Raw genomic sequence first — 23,106 nt, forward strand, 5'->3', positions numbered from 1 at the left:
CTTCGCCTCTAAATCATTCGGCGATGAATCGTTCGAACTTGAACAATCTTCAGATCTGCTCGGCGCCAGCAGGCTACGAGGGGTCGTACCCTAAATTCGGCGACAGCCAGCGTTCTACTTCCGCGACCGCCATGCCTTTACGGCGGGCGTAATCGGCGACCTGTTCGCGGTCGATGCGATCTACGGCGAAGTACCGCGACTGCGGGTGGGCGAAATAAAGACCGCTGACGCTCGCTGCAGGATGCATGGCGAGCGACTCGGTAAGCGTGATGCCCGTCTTTGCCGTCGCGTCGAGCAGATCGAAGATGATCGGTTTCTCGGTATGGTCGGGCTGAGCGGGGTATCCGGGCGCCGGGCGAATGCCGCGGTACGACTCCTCGATCAATTGCTCGGGATTCAACTTCTCATCGACGCCGTAGCCCCAATCGCGGCGGGCCCGCTGATGGAGCCATTCGGCAAATGCTTCGGCCAGACGATCGGCGAGCGCCTTCGACATGATCGAGTTGTAGTCGTCATGATCCGCGTCGAACTGCTTGGCGAGTTCGTCGCAGCCCAGGCCTGCGGTTACCGCAAAGGCGCCGATGAAGTCCTCGATCGGCCGATCGTTGGCGTCGACGGCGCCGATGGGCGCGATGAAGTCGGCCAGCGAGTAGAAGGTCTCCTGCCCTTTGCGGCGCCATTGCTGCCGCAGGCCGTGGAAACGCGTCCGCTCGGCGCTGCGAGTGTTATCGCTGTAGACGATAACGTCGTCGCCATCGCTCGCCGCGGGCCAAAAGCCGTAAACGCCGCGGGCCTCGAGCAGATTCTGATGGATGATCCGATCGAGCAGCCGGTTGGCGTCGTCGAAGAGCTTCTTCGCCTCCTTGCCGAGCGTCGCATCCTCGAAAATCTTCGGGTATTTCCCTTTCATTTCCCAAGTGAGAAAGAAGGGGGACCAGTCGATAAAGGTGCGGAGCTCGCTGAGGTCGATGGCCTTGATCGCGGCCGCATCGTCGCCGATGCTGCCGGCGACGTCCGCCGGCGCGGACCGCGAGGAGAATACGCGAGCCCCGATAAAGGACGGACGAGGCACGTCGACGGCGGTCCAATCGGTGGCGAAGCGTTTCGCCTTCGCCTCGGCGTAAGGAGCGAGTTCGACCGACTGTCGCTGCGAGTACGAGGCGACGAGTTGCTTTTGCAATGCGATATTCTCGGCGTAAAACTTCTCGCGCGCTTCCGGGTTGATCAGCTTCTCCACGACGCCTACCGAGCGCGAGGCGTCGAGCACATGGGCGACGCAGCCGTCGTACGCCGGGGCGATCTTCACGGCGGTGTGCTTCGCGCTGGTCGTGGCGCCGCCAATCAGCAGCGGCACGCGCATGCCGGTCCGTTTCATTTCGCGGGCGACGTGAACCATTTCGTCGAGACTTGGCGTGATGAGCCCAGACAATCCGATCAGGTCGACGTTCTCTGCAACGGCTTTCTCCAGAATCTTCTCGCAGGAAACCATCACCCCCATGTCGATCGCTTCGAAGTTGTTGCAGCCGAGCACGACGCCAACGATATTCTTGCCGATGTCGTGCACGTCCCCCTTCACGGTCGCCAGCAGGACTCGAGCGCGCGGCTGACCGGCGGTGCCGGCGGCGGCCTTCTCCTCCTCCATGAACGGCGTCAGGTAGGCGACCGCCTTTTTCATGACACGCGCCGATTTGACCACCTGCGGCAGGAACATTTTTCCTTGGCCGAAGAGATCGCCGACGATGCTCATGCCGTCCATCAGCGGGCCTTCGATGATGGCGAGGCCCGACGGATACTTTTGGCGCGCCTCTTCCACGTCTTCGTCAATATGCTTGACGATCCCCTTGAGCAGTGCGTGTTTTAGCCGCTCTTCAACCGGGCCGCTGCGCCACTCGACGTCGGCGGCAGCGGAGCTAGCGCCGGCCCCCTGCCCTTTGATCGTTTCGGCAAAATCGACCAGCCGTTCAGTGGCGTCGGGACGACGGTTCAGCAGCACGTCCTCAACCAACTCCTTCAATTGCGGTTCGATGTCTTCATACACCGCCAGCTGACCAGCATTGACGATCCCCATGTCGAGCCCGGCTTTGATGGCATGGTAAAGGAACGCCGAGTGAATCGCCTCGCGGACCGCGTCGTTGCCGCGGAACGAGAAGGAAACGTTCGACACGCCGCCAGAGATATGGACGCCGGGACACTCCGCCTTGATCCGCCGCGCGGCGTTAATGAAATCAACGGCATAGTTGTTGTGCTCCTCGATGCCCGTGGCGACGGTGAGGATGTTGGGGTCGAAGATAATGTCTTGCGGCGGGAAGCCGACGTCGCCCGTAAGGATGTCGTAAGCCCGCTTGCAGATGCGAACCTTATCATCCTCAGTCGCCGCCTGCCCCTCCTCGTCGAACGCCATCACGACGACGGCGGCGCCATATTGCCGGCAAAGCCGGGCGCGGCGCAGGAACTCGGCCTCGCCGTCCTTAAGGCTGATCGAGTTGACGATCGACTTGCCCTGGACCGACTTGAGGCCGGCCTCAAGGACTGACCACTTACTGCTGTCGATCATAACCGGCACGGCGGCGATGTCGTTCTCGCCGGCGATGAGGCGGAGGAACTTCGTCATCACGGCTTCGCCGTCGAGAAGTCCTTCGTCCATGTTGACGTCGATGACATTGGCGCCCCCTTCGACCTGCTGGCGGGCGACTTCGATGGCGTCTTCGTATTTTTCCTCTTTGATCAGCTTGGCGAATTTGCGCGAACCGGTGACGTTCGTTCGCTCGCCGACCATGAGGAAGTTGCTTTCGGGGCGGAGCGTCATCGGCAGCGTGCCGCTGAGACGCAGCCACGGCTCGGCCGTGGTCCGCCGGTGTGGCTTGAGCCGGCCAACGCGCCGGGCGATCGCGTCGATATGATCGGGCGTCGTGCCGCAGCAGCCGCCGAGGATGTTCACCCAGCCATTGTCAGCGTACTCGCCAACCATGCTGGCCATCGCTGCGGGTCCGAGGTCGAACTGACCCATCTCGTTCGGCAACCCAGCATTCGAGTGACAACTGATGCGCGTCGTGGCAATACCCGCGAGCGCCTCGATATGCGGCCGCATCACGTCGGGTCCAAGGGCGCAGTTCATGCCTACCGTGAGCAGTGGGAAGTGGGCGATCGCGTTCCAGAACGCCTCAATTGACTGCCCCGAGACGAATGTTGCGCCGCCTTTGTCGAACGTGCCCGAGGCCATCACGGGGACGCGATTGCCGGTCTCGTCAAAATAGCGCTGAATCGCGAACAGGCAGGCCTTCAGATTGAGCGTGTCAATAAACGTCTCGGGAAGAAGAATGTCGACGCCCGCTTCGATCAGCGACGCAACCTGGGCGTAATACGACTCCGACATTTCGTCGAAGGTCGTGCCGCGGTAGGAGGGGTCGTCGACCTTGGTGCTGATGGCGGTTTGCTTGGTGGTCGGACCGATCGAACCGGCGATGAACCGCGGGCGATCGGGAGTCTTGGCATTCATCTCCTCGACGGCGACGCGAGCGCAGGCGACGGCCGCCGCATTGATCTCGGCAACGAGGTCGAGCGGAAGGCCGAACTCTTCCATGCCGACGGGACTCGCGCCGAAAGTGTTCGTCTCGATGATGTCGGCCCCGGCTTCCAGGTAACGGCGGTGGATCGCCGTAATGTCGTCGGGGCGGGTGATGCACAGGATGTCGGCGAAGTTCTTCAGGTCTTTATCGTGGTCGGCAAAACGTTCCCCGCGGACGGCTGCTTCGTCGAGCTTGAGGGCCTGGATTTGCGTCCCCATGGCGCCGTCGAGAATCAGGATCCGCTCTTCGAGGAGGGTCTCCAGTTGGGCGGTCTTGTCGTCGACGGTGATGGTCGGCATGGCAGCTTGGACTAATGGATGAAACGGAAAACGTGGTCAAACCTACATCATATCCCCTCAGGCCAGGACCTGACAGGTCGCGGGCGGGTTCAGCCCCCTACCAGGCTTAGAAACGCAAGAAGACTTCACCACGGAGGCACGGAGCCCGCAGAGAACGCGTGTAAGGGTCAAACTCTTCGATTTTCCTCCGTGCTCTTCGTGCCTCCGTGGTGAAAGCATTTCCGGCCCCTCCAGGCGGGTGATTCAAGATGCGGAATTGTTCGGGCGCGTCGTGGCGACTGAATAGTCCTTCCGCGTGACACGATGAAAGTACGAGGCTACAAGCAGCAGCGCCGCGGCGCCGGCGATCGAGATGGCGTAGGAGAACGCTTCGAGGAACTCGACGCGGGAACTCGCTTTCGCGCCAAAGTCCTTATAGAGGAGCATGGAGACGGTGCCGACGTAGCCAATCGAATCGGCGACGTAGATAGCGAACACGGCAGTTCCTGCCACTCGCGTCGAGGCGATCAGACGCTCAAAAAGGACTGAATTATATGGAACATAAGCCAGATACGAGCCGAGGCCGATGAGCGTCATCCACCAGAAGCCGTCGATCTGCCCGCGGGCATGAAGCCAGGTGGCGCCGCCGACCAGCAGAAGGCCGCCGGCAATGACGCCGAAGACTGCCATGAGGCCCCGCCTGTTGTCGCGAATGAAGTAGATGAGCCCCATCGCCACGGCGACCCCCAGCCCGATCCAGAGCACCGAGCGGGTGACGATCGACTTGTTCTGTTCGTAGGGATAGTCGAGCTCCTTGAAGAGGTCGACGACGAAGTTGTCGCGGAAGTCGCGGAAGGCGGTGATGAAGAAGTAGGCCGCGAAGAGGCCCGCCAGTCCCGGCAGGAAATGACGGAGGAAGTCGAGGCGTTGGCGGCGATCCATGGGTTCGCGCACGGAGCGCGCCGCCACGTCGGCGGCGGTCGGTTCGGGGAGCTGGTCGAGCAGCCAGACGGAGAGGACGAAAGGAAGCAGAAACAACGCGCCGACGGCGAACGGCATCCAAAGCTCGTCAACCGGGCGGCCGATGGGGTTGGGGAGCGTCACGCCTAGCAGTGGCAGAGGATCGCCCGCCAGCACGGCGCGGCCGACGTCTTGCACCGCCCCGCCGGCAATGATGAACGAACAGCTGAGCCCGGCGAGCAGCACTTCCGAGGCGCGGCGACCTTCGAGATACCAGACGACCAGTCCCCAAACCATGCCGAGCGGCAGGCCATTGAAGAACATGGCCAGCGGCCGCCAGCGGTCGGGGACGACGGCAAACAGCGCGAGCGCCGCTTCGGCGGCCAGAATCATCAGCACCAGCAGCGGGGCGCGGCGGGAGCGGCTCGTTTCGCTGACGAACTTCACGCCGATCCATTTCGCGAGGCCGTAACCTACGACCTGACCGATCACCAGGGCGCTCTTCAGGCCCAGCGAACTCCCGGCGCTGAGATGCCGGTCGAAGCTCGCGGCGGCGAAGGGTTTGCGAAAAGCGAACATCGCGAAGTACGTCGCGAACGAGCACGTGATGGCGTAGCCGGCGAGGATGGCCGGCGGCGCGGCGGCGAGCCAGCGGGTGATCGGTCGTTGTGGCGTTGGCGAGGCGTTGGTCATTGTGGGGCCGCGTACAAGGTTCTCACTGGCTGGGCGCCAAGCGACGCCCAGTGAATCTGGTTGACTCGCGGTCTCTCGAGGAAGCCCGCCTCTGGCGGGTGCAGCGGCGCTAAGAAACGCCTAGTTCTTACTCGTCTGCCATGCCGGCCAAGTCGGCCAATTAGTGCTTGGCCGACTTGGGACAAAACGGACACAACTCTACCGGGTGCGCCAGTGAGCATCGGTCGGCGGGTCGCGCCGACTTCTGGTTGAACTGCCTGCGGTACGTCGAACCTAGCAGGTCGGTTGATGGATTTCAGCTACTATTTTCGGTCACCTGCGGGAGGGCTTCCCGACGACTTCGGCGTCGTTGCCGGCGGCGCCCCTCACCCCCCTCTGGCGCACTCGGCGGCCACCGGCTCCAACGCGCCATCTCGCGCAGCAGCGATAAGCGCGTGCGCAGTTTCCAGCGGGCCGTGAGTAGAACGACTGGGCAGCGTGGAGTACAACGAAAAGAATGCGGCGCTCGCCAGCGTGCTGCGCCCATCATTCAACGTTTACGCCCGGCGGCGGCCCAATCACGACGCGACGCACGATCGCACAAGGAGTTTGAGTTATGTCTCGGCTGAACCATGCATCCTTCTTCCGGCATTGGACGGTCGCCGTGCCGACGACCGGGGCCGTCGGCGCTGGCCTATTGGCGGCGCTCGCGGGGTGCAGCGGCGGGCCGTCGCGGGTGCAGCCGCCGAGCATCAGCCCCTCGGGCGCCGCATCCGAGGCGATGACGGCCTACGACAAGGACAGCGACGGCTTTATTGCCGGGCCGGAACTTGACGCGGCGCCAGGGCTGAAGGCGGCGATGGCGACGCTTGATCTCGATAAGGACGGCAAGGTCTCGGAGGACGAAATCAGCCAGCGAATCGAGGCATGGCAGGCAACGGGGCTCGGCATCATGTCGATCACCTGCCGGGTGACGATGGACGGCAAACCTGTGGACGGGGCGACGGTAACGTTTGAACCGGAACCTTTCCTAGGCGAAAATGTGAAAGCCGGCGAGGGAACAACCAGCGGCGGCATGGCGAGCATCAGAATTCCCAAAGAGAACCGACCGTCGGCCGACTATCCACCTGGGATGCAGTTCGGCCTGTTCAAAGTCAAAGTGTCAAAGCAAGCGAATGGCAAAGAAACCATTCCGGCCAAGTACAACACCGAGACGACGCTGGGCCAGCAAGTCTCCAGCGACGATCCGGCGATCATGTCACAGCTGATCAAGTTCGATCTGACAAGCAAGTAATCTGAGACCGGCAGCTCTCCGCTCTGTCTGCTTGTCTGTGGCGACAAGGACGCTATTTCAATGGATGACTAAACGTCGCGAGCCGAGTCGGTTCAGCGACTCGGCTCGCGACGTTTCTAGGTGGCGCGAAACTTACTCGGCAGTTACGGCGTCGCGACGACGTTGCCGTCGAGGCGGTTCGCTAGATAGCCATGGGTCACGGGGTCGATGTCGTAGCCGATGCTGTGAACCGAACCGTCGCAGTAGACCATGTTGAACCCGCCTGCGTGGGCGCTGCCGAAGGCCCGTTCCACAAGCGGAGCAGCGACGCCGGCGCGATCCTGCTTCGGCTGAAACTCTTCCTGCTCGCTGACCGGCCAGGCACGCAGCGACCAGGCGACGCGATGATTGTCCCATTCGTTGCCGGACCATATCGACTGATTGTCGCCCCAGGATGGCAAACCAGCGCCGGTCGTGATGGGGCCAGAGCCATTGTAGGCCTCTTGAGCCATATACTTTTCGCCCGCTAAGTAGACGTTGCTGGTACCGTCTTCGACTTGGTTCGCTCCCGTTTCGCTGTGATAGTACATGACGCCGGTCTGATAGAAGTCGCGATTGGCGCCAGAATCCTCGTTGGTGACCGTCCACGGGCCGCCGTTGCGCCCCGGCGTGTCGGCAGTCTCGTAGTTAATCGGCTGGTACATGTTGAAGCCTGGAGTGTCAGCCGCGAATACCTTGCTGTCTCCGGAACTAGCGGCGTAGTCGCTCTTCGCCACTCCTTGGCTCGAGGCAACTGTGCCCAGCGTCGTGTGGTTACGGACCGACGCCAAGCCGCCAGCGGGGGTCAATGCGGGGCGACCGCGCGACGGGCAGGTAAACGCAGGGACAGGCGTGGTGTTGAGCTGTGTGCTCGCCGTTTGAAAGGCCGCCGAGTTGAAGGCAGCGCCCACGCCAAGACGGCGAAGAGCGCCAAGCTCCATGTACTCCAGCATGTTGTACTGCCACGACCCCGGCTGCTTCTCGCCATAACCGCGATTGGGGTCGGCCATCCAGAAGTCACCCCAGCCGCCAGAAGGATAATGCTTTTGCGAGTCGAGATGATTCAGCCCGGCAAGGCCCATCTGCTTCAGATTGTTTTGGCACTGAGCGCGCCGAGCCGCTTCGCGGGCCGCCTGAACCGCAGGAAGCAATAGCGCGACCAAGACGCCGATGATGGCAATCACCACCAGCAATTCAACCAGGGTAAATCCGGCTACCTGGCGACATGGGTGGAAGGCGCGGCGACGTTGCTTCAAAGTGCCCAAGAGAGTCATTACGATTTTGCTCCTAACAGTTCCGCCGCCCGAGATTGCCTGCCTGTTGAGATGCGCAGCAACGCATTCAGCAGCCCTTATTCTTCGCAACGGCCGGGTATCAAGCAACTCGCTATAACGTCAAAATTACCCGCTTCTGCGCAAGACGGGTGGGATTAGCGCGGGTGCGAGGGGCCCTCTTGCAACTGGCTTGGGTTGCCCTCTGCCAATTGACGCGAGTTTGCCCAACACCACTTTCAGCAGTGATTTTCCTTGGAGCCCAATCAACCCTCGCTCCAGGACCTGCCAACAAAAAACGAACCAAGCCGAGGACTGCACCCCGGCTTGGTTTGTCGTTTAGTTTTGTCCGCGCGGCGCGAGCGTCAAGCGCCGCGCGGCCCGTCTGCAGCCGTGGGCACGTTCTAGGCAACGCGACGACGGAAGGTCGCGAAGCCGGCCATCGCCAGGAGGCTGACGATGAGGCTCGAGGGCTCGGGCACGGCGCCGACGGCGCCGGTCGCTGAGCCGACGTCGCCGAAGTGGGCCTTCCAGAGGTCGAGGTCGCCGGTGCTGAGCGGATTCGGCGAACCGCCGCGCTGCCAGACGAGGAAGTCGGCCCCGTCGACGACGTTGTCGGCGTTGAAGTCGCCGGCCAAGCCAGGAGTCGTGGTGATCGTCTCGACGCCGAAGACGAACTCCGTCCCGTTCCAGCTGGTGGTAGCCTTCGTGTGGCCGCCTGGAGCGAGCACGCGATAAAGCCCCTGACCGCTGCTGACATAGTGAATGTTTCCGGCGGCGTCGAAGGCGATGTCACGACCCGAGATGACGTCAGGATCGGTGTTAATGACCCGCTTGTTGGCCAAGTCCGGAATACCATCGATCAGCGGGATCACCGCGACGTCGCCGATGTTCAGCATCAGGGCGACCCACTTCTGATCGGGCGAGACCGCGACGCCGTTGCAATACTGCAGGATGTCGCGATCGGCGGTGGGATTGGCGGTAAGCGTGCGGGTTGCCTCGAGCGAATTAAACAAGACGGTCGAACCGTCGGCAGAGACGACGAACAGCGTCGGCGAATTGAGGGCGCCATTGCGGGTTTGCATCAGGTACCACTTACCGTCCGCACCGCGCTCCATATCGGTCGTGGCGAGCGGGATCAACGGCTCGGCAATCTTCGTGGGAACCACGGCCGATGGGAAAGGACCCGAGCCGATATTGTATTCCCAGAGGCTGTTCTGATCGGTGGTCGAGCCCCCTTCGACAAATTGAGCGCTGGTTAGGTCTTCGTCGATCGTGTAAACCTTCAGATTACCGGCCGCGAGCGAACCTTCGACGTGCACCGCGGTAGTGCTACCGTGGTTCTGGCCGACCGGCAGCGTCGTCGGGCCGCCAAAGCCGGGGAGGACGTTGATGGCCGAGTTCAGGTCGGGCTGCACCTGGATTAGGCTGCCATTCGCATCGGAAAAGTCGGCGACATAGATTGTGCCGTCATCGGCCACGTAGTTGCGAAACGGGCTGTTGTTGCTGGAAGCAACCCACGCCGGAAAACCTTCCACGGTGGGATTCTTGGCGTCGTTGCCGTATCCAAAGGCGTCAGCGCCGTCGGGGCGTAGTGCATAAAGTCCGTCGCCGGTGACGGTGCGTTCCGGATAAATGCCGGAAGCGGCGATCAACTGCGGCGTCCCGGTCGCATTTGCCGAGTTGGCAACGTAGACAGTGCCGAAGTTCGGCGCATTGGGATTCTGGCTGACGCTCACGCCGCGAGGGTTGGAAAAGCGGTTGAGGACGCTCGTATCGTCGCTCAGGACGGTGAGGCCTGCTTCGGGCGAATCGGTGAACAGCTTGTTGCCGCCGCCGGTGACCGTGTTGCCAGTGAGCGTCGTGTATCCGGCCGCGTCGGTGCGCTCAGCGACAATCGAGAACGTGTCGTTAACATTGACCAGATTGAACGTCTTGGCGCCCTTGGTGGAGCCGTCGAGCGTCACCGGCGCGCCGCCGTTGATGCTGTAGCTCAGAATGTCGGCGGGCGAATTGAGGACGAAGTTGACCGTTGTGCCGGTCTTGGTAATGTTCGACGCGTACGAAACGGCCAACGCCCGCGACGACGCCGCCGTCATTGCGACCATGGCCAGGACCATGGCGAAACCAAAGCGGTAGCAACTCATAGATGTCTCCTTAAAGAACTCAGATCCGGCGGGAATGGCCTAACGCTCGACAAAATCCGGGGACCACGTCACTTGTTAAATCGGAACACGTCAATCGGCTTCAGCGGCGTTCAGACACGCGCGACGCCGCGCACATGAACGGCGGGCGTAGTTATCTAAAAGGTCCGGCCACGGCGATCCGCGTCCAAACGTCACGGCAGCGTTTGCCGCGAAATTCAGCATTATTCAACGTAATTGGAAAATCTTCTGACGACAACGTTTCGGCCGGTCTCTTTCACCGCGGAATACCACAACGACGCGGGCGGTTCATTTTCAGCGGACCATTCTGAACGGCAGCAGCGATTTGACCCTTCGATGCGGCCAAGCGAACGCCAGGAATGCCAATGGAGCTCGATTGGAGGCAGCGATAGGGACGACGAATCGATTGCCAAACGACGCACTTTCGACCGCCGCGCCGGCCGCCACAGCAGGCACGTCGAAAAGGGGGCGGCAAGCCGCCGGCGGCTTCCCCATTGCTGAGGAAGCCGCTGGTGCGGCCGCATTGTCAGGTCACTGCCCCCGCACGACCCGACAAGCCGCCTACGGGTCTTATGATAACCCGCCGTTGGAGAAAGGCGAAACTTTGGTGCGCAGTTTTTTCTCTGTATTGCGCACCAAAGGAATGGCGGACCCCGGAGAAAATCGCCAGATCTGCAGCTTGCCGCACCGGCCGAATCAACCGACAACATTAGTGACGCGACACGGAGAACTCGCGGTCCAGCTGCTCGAAGGCAGCCGCTGTCGCGGCTTCCTCGCGCTTGGCGTCGCCGCCCGCCAAGTCGACCCAAGCAGAGACTTCGGCGCGGCGCGGCGATGACCACAGGCGGTGAGCGGCCAGCGTCGCGGTGCGACTGTTGGGCTCGTCCGTCGAGTGACGCCGTCCGTCGCTCGGCGAGCGACCGGCTCGGCGCGTCGTCAGAGTTTCGGCGACCTTCGCGCCGAAACCGGCGATGGCGTTGAGATCACCCGTCGAAATCGCAGCGGACGCCGCCTCCTCGGATGCCAGTAACTCAGCGACGGCTGCGTCTGTCGCGCCGGCGGCGACGCCCGGGCTCGGGCCGCCAAACTGCGTCTGCCAGACGGCTAGATCGGCCGCGTCGACCGCGCCGTCGCCATTCGCGTCGCCGTCGGCTAGGGCGGGCGTGGCGCTGCCGACGCCGCGCTGCCAAGCGAGGAAGTCGGCCCCGTCCACGAACCCGTCGCCGTCGAAGTCGGCCACCGGTTCCGGCGGAATGAGCAGCGAGAAATAGTCAATGACGCGAGCCATGACCGAATTTCGCGTGGCCACGGAGGTAATTGTCTCGAAGGGGAAGGCGAGCATCACCAGTTGCGCGCCGGCGCCCGCATCGGTGTACTGAATGCCTGCGGAGCCGCCGGTGGCGTAGGTGAGCGCGGAGGTGGCGCCGCCCAGCGGAGAGATGCGATCCGGAAACTCGACGTTGTAGAACTGCGCGCCGTTGTCGAAGGTCACTGAGAGTCCAGCGAAGATCGATCCGGCGGCGCCGGCGGCATTGTACGTATTGGCGTCGTCGACGACGTAATCGGCCTTCAGCACGTTGTTGTAGAACGAGGTCCCGTTGCCTGAAGCATCGAGATCCCAGCCGATTTCCGAGCCGGAGAGGAAGAGTTTGCCGCCTGAGGCGAGATAGGCGGAGACTTTAGCTTGCTCGGTCGCGTCGAAGGTTTTGTTCGCGGTCGATTCCTCACCCAGGATCCAGAAGACGGCGTCGTAGTCGGTGAGATTGACGGCGCCGTTGACGACGAACTCGTTGGACGTCGTGCTGGCGGTCAAACCGGGAGCATTGGCCCGAAGCGCGGACGCGACTTGAACGGCATAGTCGAACGAATTGTTGTAGCGCGGGCGGACGCGGTCGATGGTCGAGCCGTTGTACGTCTGCGTCGGGTTGCCGGTGCGGTCAAACCGATCGAAGCCGTTGACGATGAGGACCTTCTTGCCGACCGGCGCGACCTTCGGGTTCACCGCGACGACCTCGGAGGCAGCCCCTTCGCCGCCGGCATTGACCGCGACGACTTTGAAGAAGTAGGGCCCTGCGGCAGGATCGAGGCCGGTCATGGTGAACGCGGTCGTTGCGCCGCCGGCGACGTACGTGCCGCCATCGAAGCCATAGCCATTGGTCGATCCGTAGATGCGGTATCCCGTGGGAGCATCGCCATTGTAGGAGTTCGCGGCGGGAATGCTCCAAGTGATCGTCGCGGATCCATCGGCCACGGCTTCAGCGCGAACTTGCGTCACCTGCCCGGGCAGCATCGTGAGAGGCGTCGTGTTGCCATCGACGGCGCGGAAATACTTCACCATCCCCTGGTAAGTAGAGCGGGCGAGCGCGTCGCGGACCTTGGGGTCGCGCATCAGTTGGGCGTCGAGCAGGTTGTCATGGAACGCTACTTCGATGATCGTGGCGTCGAACTCGTTGTTGATGTAGGCGTTGTTCAATTCGCCGTAGTTGAACGTCGCTTGGTATGTGACGTTGGTGCCGCGGTTATTCCAGTTATTCTCGAACTGGCCGTTCTGCGCCACCATGTCGGCGTTGATTTCGGTCCCCAGCGTTTGGGCCAACATCAGCTGATTGGGAGTCGTGCCGCCGGCGTTGGTGTTGTGCAGCACGGTAACGCCGCGGCCGCCGCCGGCGTTCGAATGAAAGCTGATCAGTAGACGATCCGAGAGGGAGCCATCCTGCTGACGGTTCATGAACTCCGCGTATTTCGGAGAGGCGGCAACCGTCGCATCTTCGTCGTCGCCGCCCGAACTATACTCCGAAGTCGCGATCCCCTGCGAGCGATCAACGTGCCATTTGATCCAGTAGAGCGCCGGCTCGTCTTCGCGGGTTTTGCCTGAAATGCCTTGGCCGCGATCGATGTCGCCCATGCCGTTGCCGAAGCGAATCATGTCGGCGATGGCGACTCGGCCCGTCTCGCTTGATCGATTACTGACGTCAACGTACCCGCTGCTGCCGGCTTCAAAATGGTAGGCGCCGAGATAGACGAGCCCGCCGCCGACGCGGCGATGATTGACGGTCACCTCCGTGATTCCGCCGGAATGGTTGACGCGATACAGCTGATCGCTGGCGCGATCGCTGCCGGCGAGGGTCCAAGCGTAGACCGGATAAAAACCGGCGGCGGCAATGGTCGGCCGATAGCGGGCGTACGCAGTTTCGGTAAGAGTGGTCGCGGCGTAGCGGTAAGGCACGTCGCCGGCGCTGCCGAAATAGGTGGCGGAGGAACTATTGCTCCAGGCGCCGCTGAACGTGACGCCGACGTCGTCGTTATCGAGCACATACTGCGCAGGTTGATAGCCGATTGGCCGCATCGGAACGACTGTCGCGCCCGCGCGAAAGAGGTAGTCGGCCAGCGCGGTCATCTGCTCCTGATTGCCGAGATCCTCGACCATGCCGTTGGTCGCGCCGCGTTGGAAACTCCAGAAGTCGGGATTGGGTCCCATGAAGGTGGTGTAGCCGTGCCCACCGTGGATATAGGTGATTTTACCGGAGAGGCCGCCGTCGGGTTGCGTCCCCACGTCGACGAGCCCCGCGGCGGACATGACGACGCGGGGCTCGAGCGCCTCAAATCGGAGCGGGCGATTCGGCCGGGGCTGCTTTGCCCGCGAGGCGAATACGTTGGATAGCCAAGTCATGCCGTCTGCCTTCCTCTGTCTGTTCCGGAAACAAGGGGAACCGCCGCACGGCTGCACAACGGCCCACAGCGCATTGTAATCGGCGGGCGCGAATCTGAAACAAACGAACGAGACCTTGTGCTCGCTTCTGCGCAGGGTCAAGAAAGGCCTGCGCAATTGCAGATAGCTCGCGCGCAAAGAGAGAAGGACGGCGAACTGAGCCGTCGGCCGCTATTTCGATGGCGACTTGTTGAGACGCGCGACGTACATGCGCCGCCGATCGACCTTGCCTTCATGCCCTGACGCGTCGGCAAAGTACTCGACGCGATCGCCGACGCCATCAGTCGATTTCTGCGAACTGCGGTACTTGACGCCGACGATCTGCTCGCCGTCGCGGACCCAGTCGAGGAACAACACGCTATGTCCGGACTTATTGGTCCGCCAAATTTGCATGAAATCACCGGGCTGCGCGTCGGCCAGCGACTTGATTTCAAGGCCGATGCCGAGTTGTTCGACGGCGAGCGCGCACTGCCGTTCGGCCGCCTCCGCGGTGGAACCGTACCACTGCTTTTGGAACTGCCGGACCTCGGCGGCGGATTTTCCGTCGAGCAGGCCACGTTGGCGCGCGGCTTCCATGGCGACGCAAAAGGTGAAGCCGCTGCAGTAAGTTCCCTTGTCTTGGGCTTTGAGGATGACCTCGCCCGCGTGGCGAATGTCGTGCGGCACGCCGCTGCCGTTGGCCCAGACATACGTGCCGCCGTCGGGAATCGCTCGGGCCACTTTGAGAACGTCTTTCGCCGAATCTTGCGCTAGCACTGGCGGCGCGACGCACGCGACAAGAAGCGGTAGTGCGGCCAGTCGGATGATTCTCGTCATTTTCAGCCCTGCCCCAAATCGCCTACAATCGCGGATCTCGCTGATCGATTCCCCTGGCACCCATTCTAAGCACTGATGAAACTCGCTACCACGTTGCCGATTATTCCCTCGCTCTTCGCGCTGTTGCTGGCCGGCTGTTCGCAGACGGCGGCCCCGCCGAAGCGCGAGGCAACGACCGCCCAGGTCGCCCCGGCGGAAGAGTTGGCCGTTTGCATGGTCGCTTCGGTGCAGCCGCTGGCGACTGACGCCGGCGTGGCGGCGTTTGAAGCCGGCGGAAACGCCGTCGACGCCGCCGTCGCGGCCGCCCTGACGCTCGGCGTGGTCGACAACCACAACTCGGGCCTGGGCGGCGGCTGTTTTATTCTCATCCGGCGGGCGGACGGCACGTTGGTCGCGATCGATGGTCGCGAGGAGGCGCCCGCGGCAGCGACGCGCGACATGTTCCTCCGCGACGGCGAGGCCGACCCTGAATTAAGTCAGACAGGTCCATTGGCGGTGGCGATTCCCGGCGCGCTCGCGGCATGCGACTTGGCGGCGTCGAAATACGGCAATCTGCCGCTCAAGGAACTGCTCCTGCCAGCGGCGAAGATTGCTGAGGACGGCTTCGCGATTGATCGGGTCTACGCGGGCAAGCTCGCGGCGTCGGCAAAGTCTCTCGACAAGTTTGCCGGCAGCCGCGCGGCGCTGTTGAAATCGGATGGCAGCGCCTACAAGGAGGGGGACATTCTCAAGCAGCCCGATCTCGCTCGTTCGTACCGCGCCGTGGCTGAAGAGGGTACGAACTGGTTTTACGGCGGCCCGTTCGCCGACAAGGTGGCCCGATGGATGGCCGACAACGGCGGCCTCATCACCCAGGCCGACTTTGCGAGCTACCTGCCAGTTGAACGCGAGCCGCTAGAGACGACGTATCGTGATTGGACGATCGTCGGCTTTCCGCCGCCGAGTTCGGGCGGCGTGCACGTCGCCCAGATGCTGAACATATTGGAGACGTTCGATTTGAAGAAAACGTATCAGGACAACCCGGCTCAGGCGCTCCACCTTGTCGCCGAGACCATGAAGCTGGCCTTCGCTGATCGGGCGTTCTGGCTTGGCGATCCCGACGCGGTCGACGTGCCGCGAGGGCTGATCGACAAAGGTTATGCGGTGGCGCTGGCCGAGCGGATCAACCCCGAGCGCGCAACTGACGTTCCGGGGCATGGCGAGCCGCCGGCGGCCGCGGAAGACGTGTTCGGCAAGAAGCACACAACGCACATCACGGCCGCCGACAGCGACGGCAACTGGGTGGCGATCACAGCGACGGTCAACACCACGTTCGGCTCGAAGGTGATTGTTCCGGGCACCGGCATCGTGTTGAACAATGAGATGGACGACTTTTCCGCGCAGCCGGGGAAGCCGAATGCCTTCGGGCTGGTCGGCGCCGAGAACAACGCCGTTGCTCCCGGCAAACGGCCGTTGTCGAGCATGACGCCGACGATCGTGCTCAAGGGCGGCAAGCCGGTGATGACGGTCGGCTCCGCGGGCGGACCGAAGATCATCACGTCGGTGCTGCTGGCTATCTTGCGACGGCTCGACTTCAAGCAATCGCTGGCAGAGGCGATCGCCGCGCCGCGCATTCATCAGCAGTGGATGCCCGACGTGCTTACGGTCGAGAAGAAAATGCCGCCCGAGGTCGTCGACCAACTCATGGCCAAGGGGCATAAGATCGACGAAATCGAGTCGGGGGCCGTGGCTCAGGCGATCGAGGTTGACGAGAACGGTCAATTTGTCGGGGTGCACGACCCGCGGGTGCCAGGCAGGGCCGCGAGCGGCACGCGACCGCGAAAGTAGCCTGCGTTTGGAATGCCCATGGCCGTCGCCAGCGAAACGTGAACGAGAATCTCCCATGAAGCCCCTCACGTTTGCTGGCGGGAAGCGACTCCGGACGGTCGATCGGATCACGGCGTTGATCGGCGTCGTGAGCTTCATGCTGCTGGCGACCGCTAGCTACGGTGCGTGGCAGGTAAAAGGGCAGCAAGAGCGGTCAGAAGCGATCCTCTCACAGAGCATCGACAGTTTGCGCGCCGCGGCAGAGCTCGAGCAGCATGTCCAGGAACTGCGACATGACTTGGATGTGTTTCTCTGGCGTCGCGATCGCGGCGCCACGGAACAGGGTGATTTCACCGATCTTCGCGCCACGAAGTCCGAGCGTGCCGACATCGATCTCTGGTTGACGCGAGCGCAGGCGGCCGCGCACACGGCTGACGAAACTGCGTTGATCGATCAGATGCGGGCGGGACTCGTCAAGTTCTACGCCCAGATGGAGCGGATCGCCGAGACGCCGGACCTTGGCGGGACGAGAGCCGCGCTGGCGGAAGAGGCGGAAGCGATCCTCGACGCCGATGTGCTCGCGCCGGCACGAGATTTCTTGAGCGCCGACGAGAAGCTGCTTGACGCTAGTCGAACGGAAGCGGCGACGCAAACGCGACGTTTGGCCCGCTGGCTGCTCGGCGTCGGCAGCGGCGGCGCGCTGTTGGCGATGTTCACCGGATACGGCTTAGCGCGCCGGATCAGCAGGTCGCTGGTGCAACTCCGCATTCCGATGCGGGACGTTGCCGGCAAGTTGAGCGAAGTCGCCGGCGACGTAGTCGTCTCGACGCAACTCGACGTCGACGACTTGGGCCCCGCACTTGAGCGCTTGTCGACCGAGGTGACTTCAGTCGTTGAGCAGCTCCACGCACGGCATCGAGACATGGTTCGAGCCGATCAACTGGCGGGTGTCGGACAGCTGGCGGCGGGCTTGGCGCATGAGGTTCGCAATCCGCTGATGGCGATGAAGATGCTCATCCAATCGGCGCGGCAGCAGGGCTCCTCGGGACTTGATGGCCGCGACTTGCAGATTATCGATGACGAGATTCGGCGGCTGGAGTCGCTGCTGACGGAGTTTCTTGACTTCGCGCGCCCGACGCCGCTCAAGCGGGAGATGGTTGATCTACGCGACTTGGTGGAAAAAACGGTCGACTTCGTCGAACGCCAGGCCGACGCTCGGCAGGTGACGATGTTCTGCGATCTGCCGAAGGAGCCAGTGCTGCTATGGATCGATCCGCCTCGCGTTCGCCAAGTCCTGCTGAATCTCTTGCTGAACGCGATCCAGGCGGCGCCCTTGGGCGGAAACGTACGCGTCGCCATCGATATCTCCGCGCTGGAGGGCCAGCAGATGTGCCGGCTGAAGGTAAGCGACGACGGACCGGGGATCGGCCCGCGGCAGGCGACGCGCATCTTCGAGCCCTTCTACAGCACGAAAGAGACGGGGCTTGGCCTGGGACTTGCCGTGAGTCAGCGCATCTGTCGCTCGCACGGCGGCGAGCTCGCCTTGGAGCGAGGCGATTACAGCGGTGCGATCTTCGTCGTTAAACTGCCGCTGCCCGTTGCTGACGAGGCGCTCAGGGCGGTCCAGCGGCCGTCGCCCGAAAGGCCTGAAACCGAACGATGACGCAGAAGTTGTTGATCATTGACGATGAGCCGAACTTGCTCTATTCGATGACCAAGGCCCTGTCGCGCGAATCGCTGGAGATCGTCACCGCGGAAACCGGTGCGGAAGGGGTGGCGCTGGCCCGCGCGGAGCGTCCGCAGGCGGCGATTCTCGATGTGCGTCTTCCCGACGGCAACGGTCTCGACGTATTCAACGAGATCCGCGCTATCGATCCCGTGCTGCCGGTCATTATCATCACCGCATTCGCCAGCATGGAAACGGCCGTCGAGGCGATGAAGCGCGGCGCCTACGAGTACCTCATTAAGCCGATCGAATTGGAGAGCTTGCGGAAGCACGTCAACCGGGCGCTGGAAATCAGCGTCGCCCGCGACGGCTTGTCGCAGTTGGCAGGCGCGAGCCCGCCCGCGCAGCAACGGATCATCGGCCGTTCGCCGGCGATTCAGGAAGTCTTTAAGGCGATCGGCCGAGTCGCGCAGCAAGACATCACCGTGCTCATCCACGGCGAGAGCGGCAGCGGCAAGGAGTTGGTCGCCGAGGCCATTCGCGAACACAGCGCCCGCGCCGACGGGCCATTTCTGACAATCAACTGCGCCGCCATTCCCGAAATGATTCTGGAAAGCGAATTGTTCGGCCACGAGCGGGGCGCATTCACCGGCGCCGACCGCCAGCGAATTGGCAAATTCGAGCAAGTCGACGGCGGCACGCTCTTTCTCGACGAAATCGGCGATATGTCGCCCGCGAGTCAGGCGAAGGTGTTGCGACTGCTTCAGGATGGGAGCTTCCAACGAGTAGGCGGCAACCAGACGCTCCACGCCAACGTCCGCATCATCGCCGCAACCAATCGGAACCTCGAAGAGATGGTAGCCGCGGGAACCTTTCGCGAAGACCTCTACTATCGCCTCAGAGAGTTCGTGATCGACGTGCCGGCGCTGCGGGAGCGGGTTGAAGACGTCGAATTGCTCGTCACGAATTTCGTCGCCGCATTCAACCGCGAGTTGGGCAAGCAAGTGCGCGTCGTCACCCCCGAGGCGTTGCGGCGGCTAAGGGCGTATTCCTGGCCTGGCAACGTTCGCGAATTGCAAACCGTCGTGCGCCACGCGCTGCTCCACGCGGTCGGCGACACCGTCACGTCGGGTTCGTTGCCCCCGGCCTTTCACGGCGTTCACGCCGCGGCCGAGCGAAATCAGGCGGCCGTGGGTAATTTGGCGATCACGGCGTTGGTGCGTCAGCAACTCGCGCGCACCGATCGCAATCTCTACCGCGACATTCATACGATCGTCGATCGCATCTTGCTAGAAGAGGTTTTAGAGCACGTCGACGGCAGTCAGGTGCAAGCGGCGCAAGTGCTGGGCATCTCACGGACGACGCTCCGCAATCGGCTGAGCGAGCTTGAACTCAGCGGGCCTGCATCTGGTACGGACGATAGACCGTCGTGATTGGCTGTTCGAGCGAGCGGCATTCGGGACGGAGCGGAGCGAAGAGTCTGGGATCTCGTTTGATTCGCTAGATCCCTGGCTAATCTTACCCTCAGCGGGGCGAAGCGTTCTGGATGACGGAGGCCTCGGCGCCTGTTCAGAATCTGCACAGCCTCGGGAACGGCATGGACAAAATCTGGCGTGCCGTGGCCTGTTGGGCGGGCGCCCCGCTCTGATTCTCCGCGCTGCCTGGTCAAGTTAACCTCGCACCGGCGATTAAAGCGGTAACCGGCGAGGGTTCGTTGTACGGCACGACGCGTGCGTAGATTCACCGAACTGAACTCATAGCGAGCAACTGACAGCAAGCTCAGCGGCCTCCATGCGGTCAGCCGTACCCTCGCAATCGAAACTGAATGCAATCGAGATGGAACGACGAGATTTTTGGCGCGAAGTTTTCTCCCTCCGCGGCTCGGTCACGACCTTCGTGATGAAACGCGTCTGCGTCTTCGGGTTGTATGGCGCGTTGGTCTGGTGGGTTGCAAACTTCACCCACGTGCAAACCGGGCTCGGGGTCGCCCCGTACGAGATTATCGGCGTCATTCTGACGCTGGTGCTCGTGCTGCGCACCAATTCTGGTTACGACCGGTGGTATGAAGGCCGCAAGCTGTGGGGCGGCATCGTCAACCAATCGCGGAATCTTGCGGTCGTCGGCGCCACGTACGGACCCGAAGACCCCGCTTGGCGCGGTGCATTTCTGCGTTGGACGGCGGCGTTCCCCCACCTGGCGCGTCATGGACTGCGCGGAGAACGCGACTTCTCCGACCTCGGCGAACTGCTGACTACCGACGAGATCGAGCAACTAGAGCGGGCGGAGCATCCCCCGCTGTTCAGCTCGCTGCAAATCGCGCGGCTGCTGCAAGCGGCCCGCCGGAGCAACGCGATGGATGGCTTCGCGTTCATGCGCGCCGATGATCAGCGCGCACAGCTGATCGACCACATCGGCGCCTGCGAGCGCATTCTCGCGACGCCGCTGGCGAAGGTCGTGTCGATCAAGGTGCGTCACTTTATCTTCCTGTACCTCGCACTGTTGCCGCTGGCAATCGTCGACAAGTCGGGCATGCTCACGCCTTTTCTGACGATGCTCGTGGCCTTCCCGCTGCTGGCGCTGGACCAGATCGGCATCGAGTTGGAAAACCCCTTCTCCGTGCTGCGATTGAGCCACCTGCCGCTGGGCGAAATCAGCGGCAAAATTCAGGGCAACGTGATGTCGCTCGACTCGGCCTACGACTCAACTCTGGAAGACGACGTTAATGACGCCATCGTTTCAATGCAGGGTGGAAACCGATCGCCGCGCGGCTCCGTCAGTGAAACGCCGCATCACTTGGCCTCGGCGACGAACTAAAGCGAATTGCGATGACCAGCTCAATCGACCTACTACCACGCAAGACCTGCCACGCCGGCGCTCGGGTGCAACGAGTCCTCGCGCCAATTGACTTCGACGAAGAGTCGCGGCGTTCTCGGCTCACTGCCATCGAACTTGCCGCTCAATGGGGCGCCAAGGTGACGCTGCTGCACGTCTCGCAACGCGCCCCGCTGGCGCAGCCGTGCACGGGACTCGACGCGATCGGCCTGCTGCATCGCGTCTTGCGGACGCCGGCCGGCCCCATGGCATCCTTCAGCGAGCAGGAGTTGCAGCTGCGACGCCTTGAGCAGTCGGCCATTCGTCGCATGAAGAATGACGTGCCGCAGTACCTGGTGGGCAAGGTCGAGTTCACGTTCGCTTGGCGCGCCGGCAACGTGGCGGAGGAAATCGTGGCCTATGCCAAGGAACAAGCCTGCGACGTCATCGTCCTCGGCAAGAACGAATGCTCCCGACCGTGGCGCCTCAGCCGCGGCGTCACGCGCCGCGTGATTCAAACGGCGACGTGTCAGGTCCTCGTCGCCTACCCTTCGGGGCAGGCCAGCGTGGGAGACCCAAAATTGACAGTAACGGCTTCGTAGCAGACATGGACCGGCGTCCATCTCGCGCATTCCTGCCGCCAGCGGCGTCTCCGCCCCCCACGTGGGACGACCGAAGGCGGCGGAGTGCGTCTTCTTGCATCCCTTGGCTTCGCCAGGGGGGGCGGCCACCGTAACGGAAGGCGTCATCCCGAGTAGCGGCACGCGCCCGCGGATCGGAGGGCTGAAGCGGCTACTTCTCGGCCGCCTGCTCGGTCGCGCGCATCACTCGCAGCAGATTGCCGCCGTTGATTTTTTTAATGTCTTCGTGGCTGTAACCGCGGTCGAGCAGCGCCTGCGTGATGTAGGGATACGTGCTCACGTCTTCCAGCTGCGCGGGTAACATCGAAACCCCGTCGTAGTCGGAACCGATCCCGACATGCTCGACCCCCGCCACCTGGACGATGTGATCGATGTGATCGATCAGCGTGTGGATCGTGCCGCGTTCGCCCCGGCCATGTTCGGCGTCCCACCGCTTCATCGCCTGTTCGACCTCGCCCTCGTCGGAGATCGTCTTATCGATTTCGCGCCGGTAAGCCATCCGCTCCACGTCGCGCGCGGCGGATTCAGGGACGATGAATGCCGAGAAAAAATTGACCATGACGACGCCGCCATTCGCCGCCGTCAGCTTCAGCACGTCGTCAGGCACATTACGCGGATGATCGGCGACGGCGCGGGCCGAAGAGTGGGAAAAGATCACTGGCGCCTTGGCGACCTTCAGCACCGCCTTCATGGCAGCGGGAGAGACGTGCGAAATATCGACCATCATGCCGAGACGATTCATCTCGCGGACGACTTCTTCGCCAAAGTCCGAGAGACCGCCGCTGCGGGGGACGTCGGTCCCCGAGTCGGCCCAGTCAAGAGAGTCGGAATGCGTAAGCGTCATGTACCGCGCTCCCATGCCGTACAGTTGCCGGAGCACGGGGATCGACCCTTCGATCGAGTAACCTCCTTCGACGCCGATGAGCGACGCGATTTTTCCCGTCTTGGCGATGCGCTCGATGTCATTCGCGGTAAGCGCCAACTCGAACGTCTCGGGATAGCGCGCAATCATCGCCTTGACGAGCTCGATTTGCTCGATCGTCGTCGACAGCGCAGCACCGCGTTTAGACGTTTCGCCCGGCACCCACACCGACCAGAACTGCGCCCCGACGCCGCCTTGGCGCAAGCGCGGGATATCGGTCTGCAGCGTTGGTTGCGCCTTGGAGACGTCGAGTTTGTCGAACTGACCGCGGGCCTGCTGGCGGAGTTCCCAAGGGAGGTCGTTGTGGCCGTCGATCAGCAACGTCTCGGCGTGGAGCTTGCGAGCTTCGTCGGTGAGGACGACCGGCGGTCGGCTGACCGGTTCGGCGGCCGGCGACTCGGCGGACGCCAACGCTCCGACAACCAGCACAAGGGCCAACCGCTCCATCAACTTACTTAGCGAGTTCATGGGTAGCCTCACGATGACCATTTCGGGCAGAATCGAACGAATT

At 62.7% G+C, this 23,106-nt stretch carries 13 protein-coding genes; 6 read left to right on the top strand and 7 right to left on the bottom strand.

The features are described from left to right. Window positions 1–73 precede the first annotated feature (73 nt). Together metH and I41_RS20885 are read right to left on the bottom strand one after the other, a co-directional pair. A complete protein-coding gene (gene metH / locus I41_RS20880; protein ID WP_145434853.1) occupies window positions 74–3,865 on the bottom strand; it encodes a methionine synthase in 3,792 nt (1,263 codons plus the stop codon). Window positions 3,866–4,108: 243 nt separating this feature from the next. Continuing rightward, on the bottom strand, window positions 4,109–5,497 hold the full coding sequence (locus tag I41_RS20885) for a DUF5690 family protein (protein ID WP_145434854.1): 1,389 nt from the start codon (window positions 5,495–5,497) through the stop codon (window positions 4,109–4,111). Between the two features lie 595 nt (window positions 5,498–6,092). On the opposite strand from I41_RS20885, the gene I41_RS20890 reads away from it, so the two are divergent. After that, the gene (locus tag I41_RS20890; RefSeq protein WP_145434855.1) at window positions 6,093–6,770 is read left to right on the top strand and encodes an EF-hand domain-containing protein; all 678 of its coding nucleotides are present in this window, start codon (window positions 6,093–6,095) and stop codon (window positions 6,768–6,770) included. Window positions 6,771–6,913: 143 nt separating this feature from the next. Here the strand turns inward: I41_RS20890 and I41_RS20895 are convergent, their stop codons facing one another. From I41_RS20895 to I41_RS20910, 4 genes are all read right to left on the bottom strand, one after another. Continuing rightward, window positions 6,914–8,062, bottom strand: a complete 1,149-nt coding sequence (locus tag I41_RS20895; RefSeq protein ID WP_145434856.1) for a DUF1559 family PulG-like putative transporter — start codon at window positions 8,060–8,062, stop codon at window positions 6,914–6,916. Window positions 8,063–8,463: 401 nt separating this feature from the next. Beyond that, complete coding sequence (locus I41_RS20900; RefSeq protein WP_145434857.1) at window positions 8,464–10,206, bottom strand: PEP-CTERM sorting domain-containing protein; 1,743 nt, start codon at window positions 10,204–10,206, stop codon at window positions 8,464–8,466. A 727-nt stretch (window positions 10,207–10,933) separates the two neighbouring features. Further along, a complete protein-coding gene (locus I41_RS20905; RefSeq protein ID WP_145434858.1) occupies window positions 10,934–13,894 on the bottom strand; it encodes a golvesin C-terminal-like domain-containing protein in 2,961 nt (986 codons plus the stop codon). Window positions 13,895–14,104: 210 nt separating this feature from the next. Then, window positions 14,105–14,749: a hypothetical protein gene (locus I41_RS20910; RefSeq protein ID WP_145434859.1), complete on the bottom strand. Its 645-nt coding sequence runs from the start codon at window positions 14,747–14,749 to the stop codon at window positions 14,105–14,107. Between the two features lie 75 nt (window positions 14,750–14,824). Here I41_RS20910 and ggt point away from each other — a divergent pair, with 75 nt between their 5' ends. The 5 genes from ggt to I41_RS20935 all read left to right on the top strand — a co-directional run bounded on the left by ggt (window position 14,825) and on the right by I41_RS20935 (window position 21,634). Then, window positions 14,825–16,576 (top strand): gamma-glutamyltransferase, encoded by a 1,752-nt coding sequence (gene ggt, locus I41_RS20915; RefSeq protein ID WP_210421016.1) that lies wholly within the window; start codon window positions 14,825–14,827, stop codon window positions 16,574–16,576. Window positions 16,577–16,631: 55 nt separating this feature from the next. Continuing rightward, complete coding sequence (locus I41_RS20920) at window positions 16,632–18,218, top strand: sensor histidine kinase (RefSeq protein WP_145434860.1); 1,587 nt, start codon at window positions 16,632–16,634, stop codon at window positions 18,216–18,218. Beyond that, on the top strand, window positions 18,215–19,654 hold the full coding sequence (locus I41_RS20925) for a sigma-54-dependent transcriptional regulator (RefSeq protein WP_145434861.1): 1,440 nt from the start codon (window positions 18,215–18,217) through the stop codon (window positions 19,652–19,654). Before I41_RS20920 ends, I41_RS20925 begins: the two co-directional genes overlap by 4 nt. Before the next feature lie 403 nt (window positions 19,655–20,057). Next, complete coding sequence (locus tag I41_RS20930) at window positions 20,058–21,035, top strand: bestrophin family protein (RefSeq protein WP_168207064.1); 978 nt, start codon at window positions 20,058–20,060, stop codon at window positions 21,033–21,035. A gap of 11 nt (window positions 21,036–21,046) precedes the next feature. Next, complete coding sequence (locus I41_RS20935) at window positions 21,047–21,634, top strand: universal stress protein (protein ID WP_145434863.1); 588 nt, start codon at window positions 21,047–21,049, stop codon at window positions 21,632–21,634. A gap of 190 nt (window positions 21,635–21,824) precedes the next feature. Here the strand turns inward: I41_RS20935 and I41_RS20940 are convergent, their stop codons facing one another. Further along, a complete protein-coding gene (locus I41_RS20940; RefSeq protein WP_210421017.1) occupies window positions 21,825–23,063 on the bottom strand; it encodes a dipeptidase in 1,239 nt (412 codons plus the stop codon). Window positions 23,064–23,106: the final 43 nt, after the last annotated feature.

This window comes from Lacipirellula limnantheis (assembly GCF_007746075.1).
Classification (GTDB): Bacteria; Planctomycetota; Planctomycetia; order Pirellulales; family Lacipirellulaceae; genus Lacipirellula; species Lacipirellula limnantheis.

Excerpts from the sequence above, each read along its gene's own strand:
- I41_RS20935 (WP_145434863.1), top strand. The coding sequence starts at position 21,047 with ATGACCAGCTCAATCGACCTACTACCACGCAAGACCTGCCACGCCGGC.
- I41_RS20885 (WP_145434854.1), bottom strand. The coding sequence starts at position 5,497 with ATGACCAACGCCTCGCCAACGCCACAACGACCGATCACCCGCTGGCTC.
- I41_RS20900 (WP_145434857.1), bottom strand. The coding sequence starts at position 10,206 with ATGAGTTGCTACCGCTTTGGTTTCGCCATGGTCCTGGCCATGGTCGCA.
- I41_RS20925 (WP_145434861.1), top strand. The coding sequence starts at position 18,215 with ATGACGCAGAAGTTGTTGATCATTGACGATGAGCCGAACTTGCTCTAT.
- I41_RS20890 (WP_145434855.1), top strand. The coding sequence starts at position 6,093 with ATGTCTCGGCTGAACCATGCATCCTTCTTCCGGCATTGGACGGTCGCC.
- metH (WP_145434853.1), bottom strand. The coding sequence starts at position 3,865 with ATGCCGACCATCACCGTCGACGACAAGACCGCCCAACTGGAGACCCTC.
- I41_RS20920 (WP_145434860.1), top strand. The coding sequence starts at position 16,632 with ATGAAGCCCCTCACGTTTGCTGGCGGGAAGCGACTCCGGACGGTCGAT.
- I41_RS20940 (WP_210421017.1), bottom strand. The coding sequence starts at position 23,063 with ATGAACTCGCTAAGTAAGTTGATGGAGCGGTTGGCCCTTGTGCTGGTT.
- I41_RS20910 (WP_145434859.1), bottom strand. The coding sequence starts at position 14,749 with ATGACGAGAATCATCCGACTGGCCGCACTACCGCTTCTTGTCGCGTGC.
- I41_RS20895 (WP_145434856.1), bottom strand. The coding sequence starts at position 8,062 with ATGACTCTCTTGGGCACTTTGAAGCAACGTCGCCGCGCCTTCCACCCA.
- ggt (WP_210421016.1), top strand. The coding sequence starts at position 14,825 with ATGAAACTCGCTACCACGTTGCCGATTATTCCCTCGCTCTTCGCGCTG.
- I41_RS20930 (WP_168207064.1), top strand. The coding sequence starts at position 20,058 with ATGGAACGACGAGATTTTTGGCGCGAAGTTTTCTCCCTCCGCGGCTCG.
- I41_RS20905 (WP_145434858.1), bottom strand. The coding sequence starts at position 13,894 with ATGACTTGGCTATCCAACGTATTCGCCTCGCGGGCAAAGCAGCCCCGG.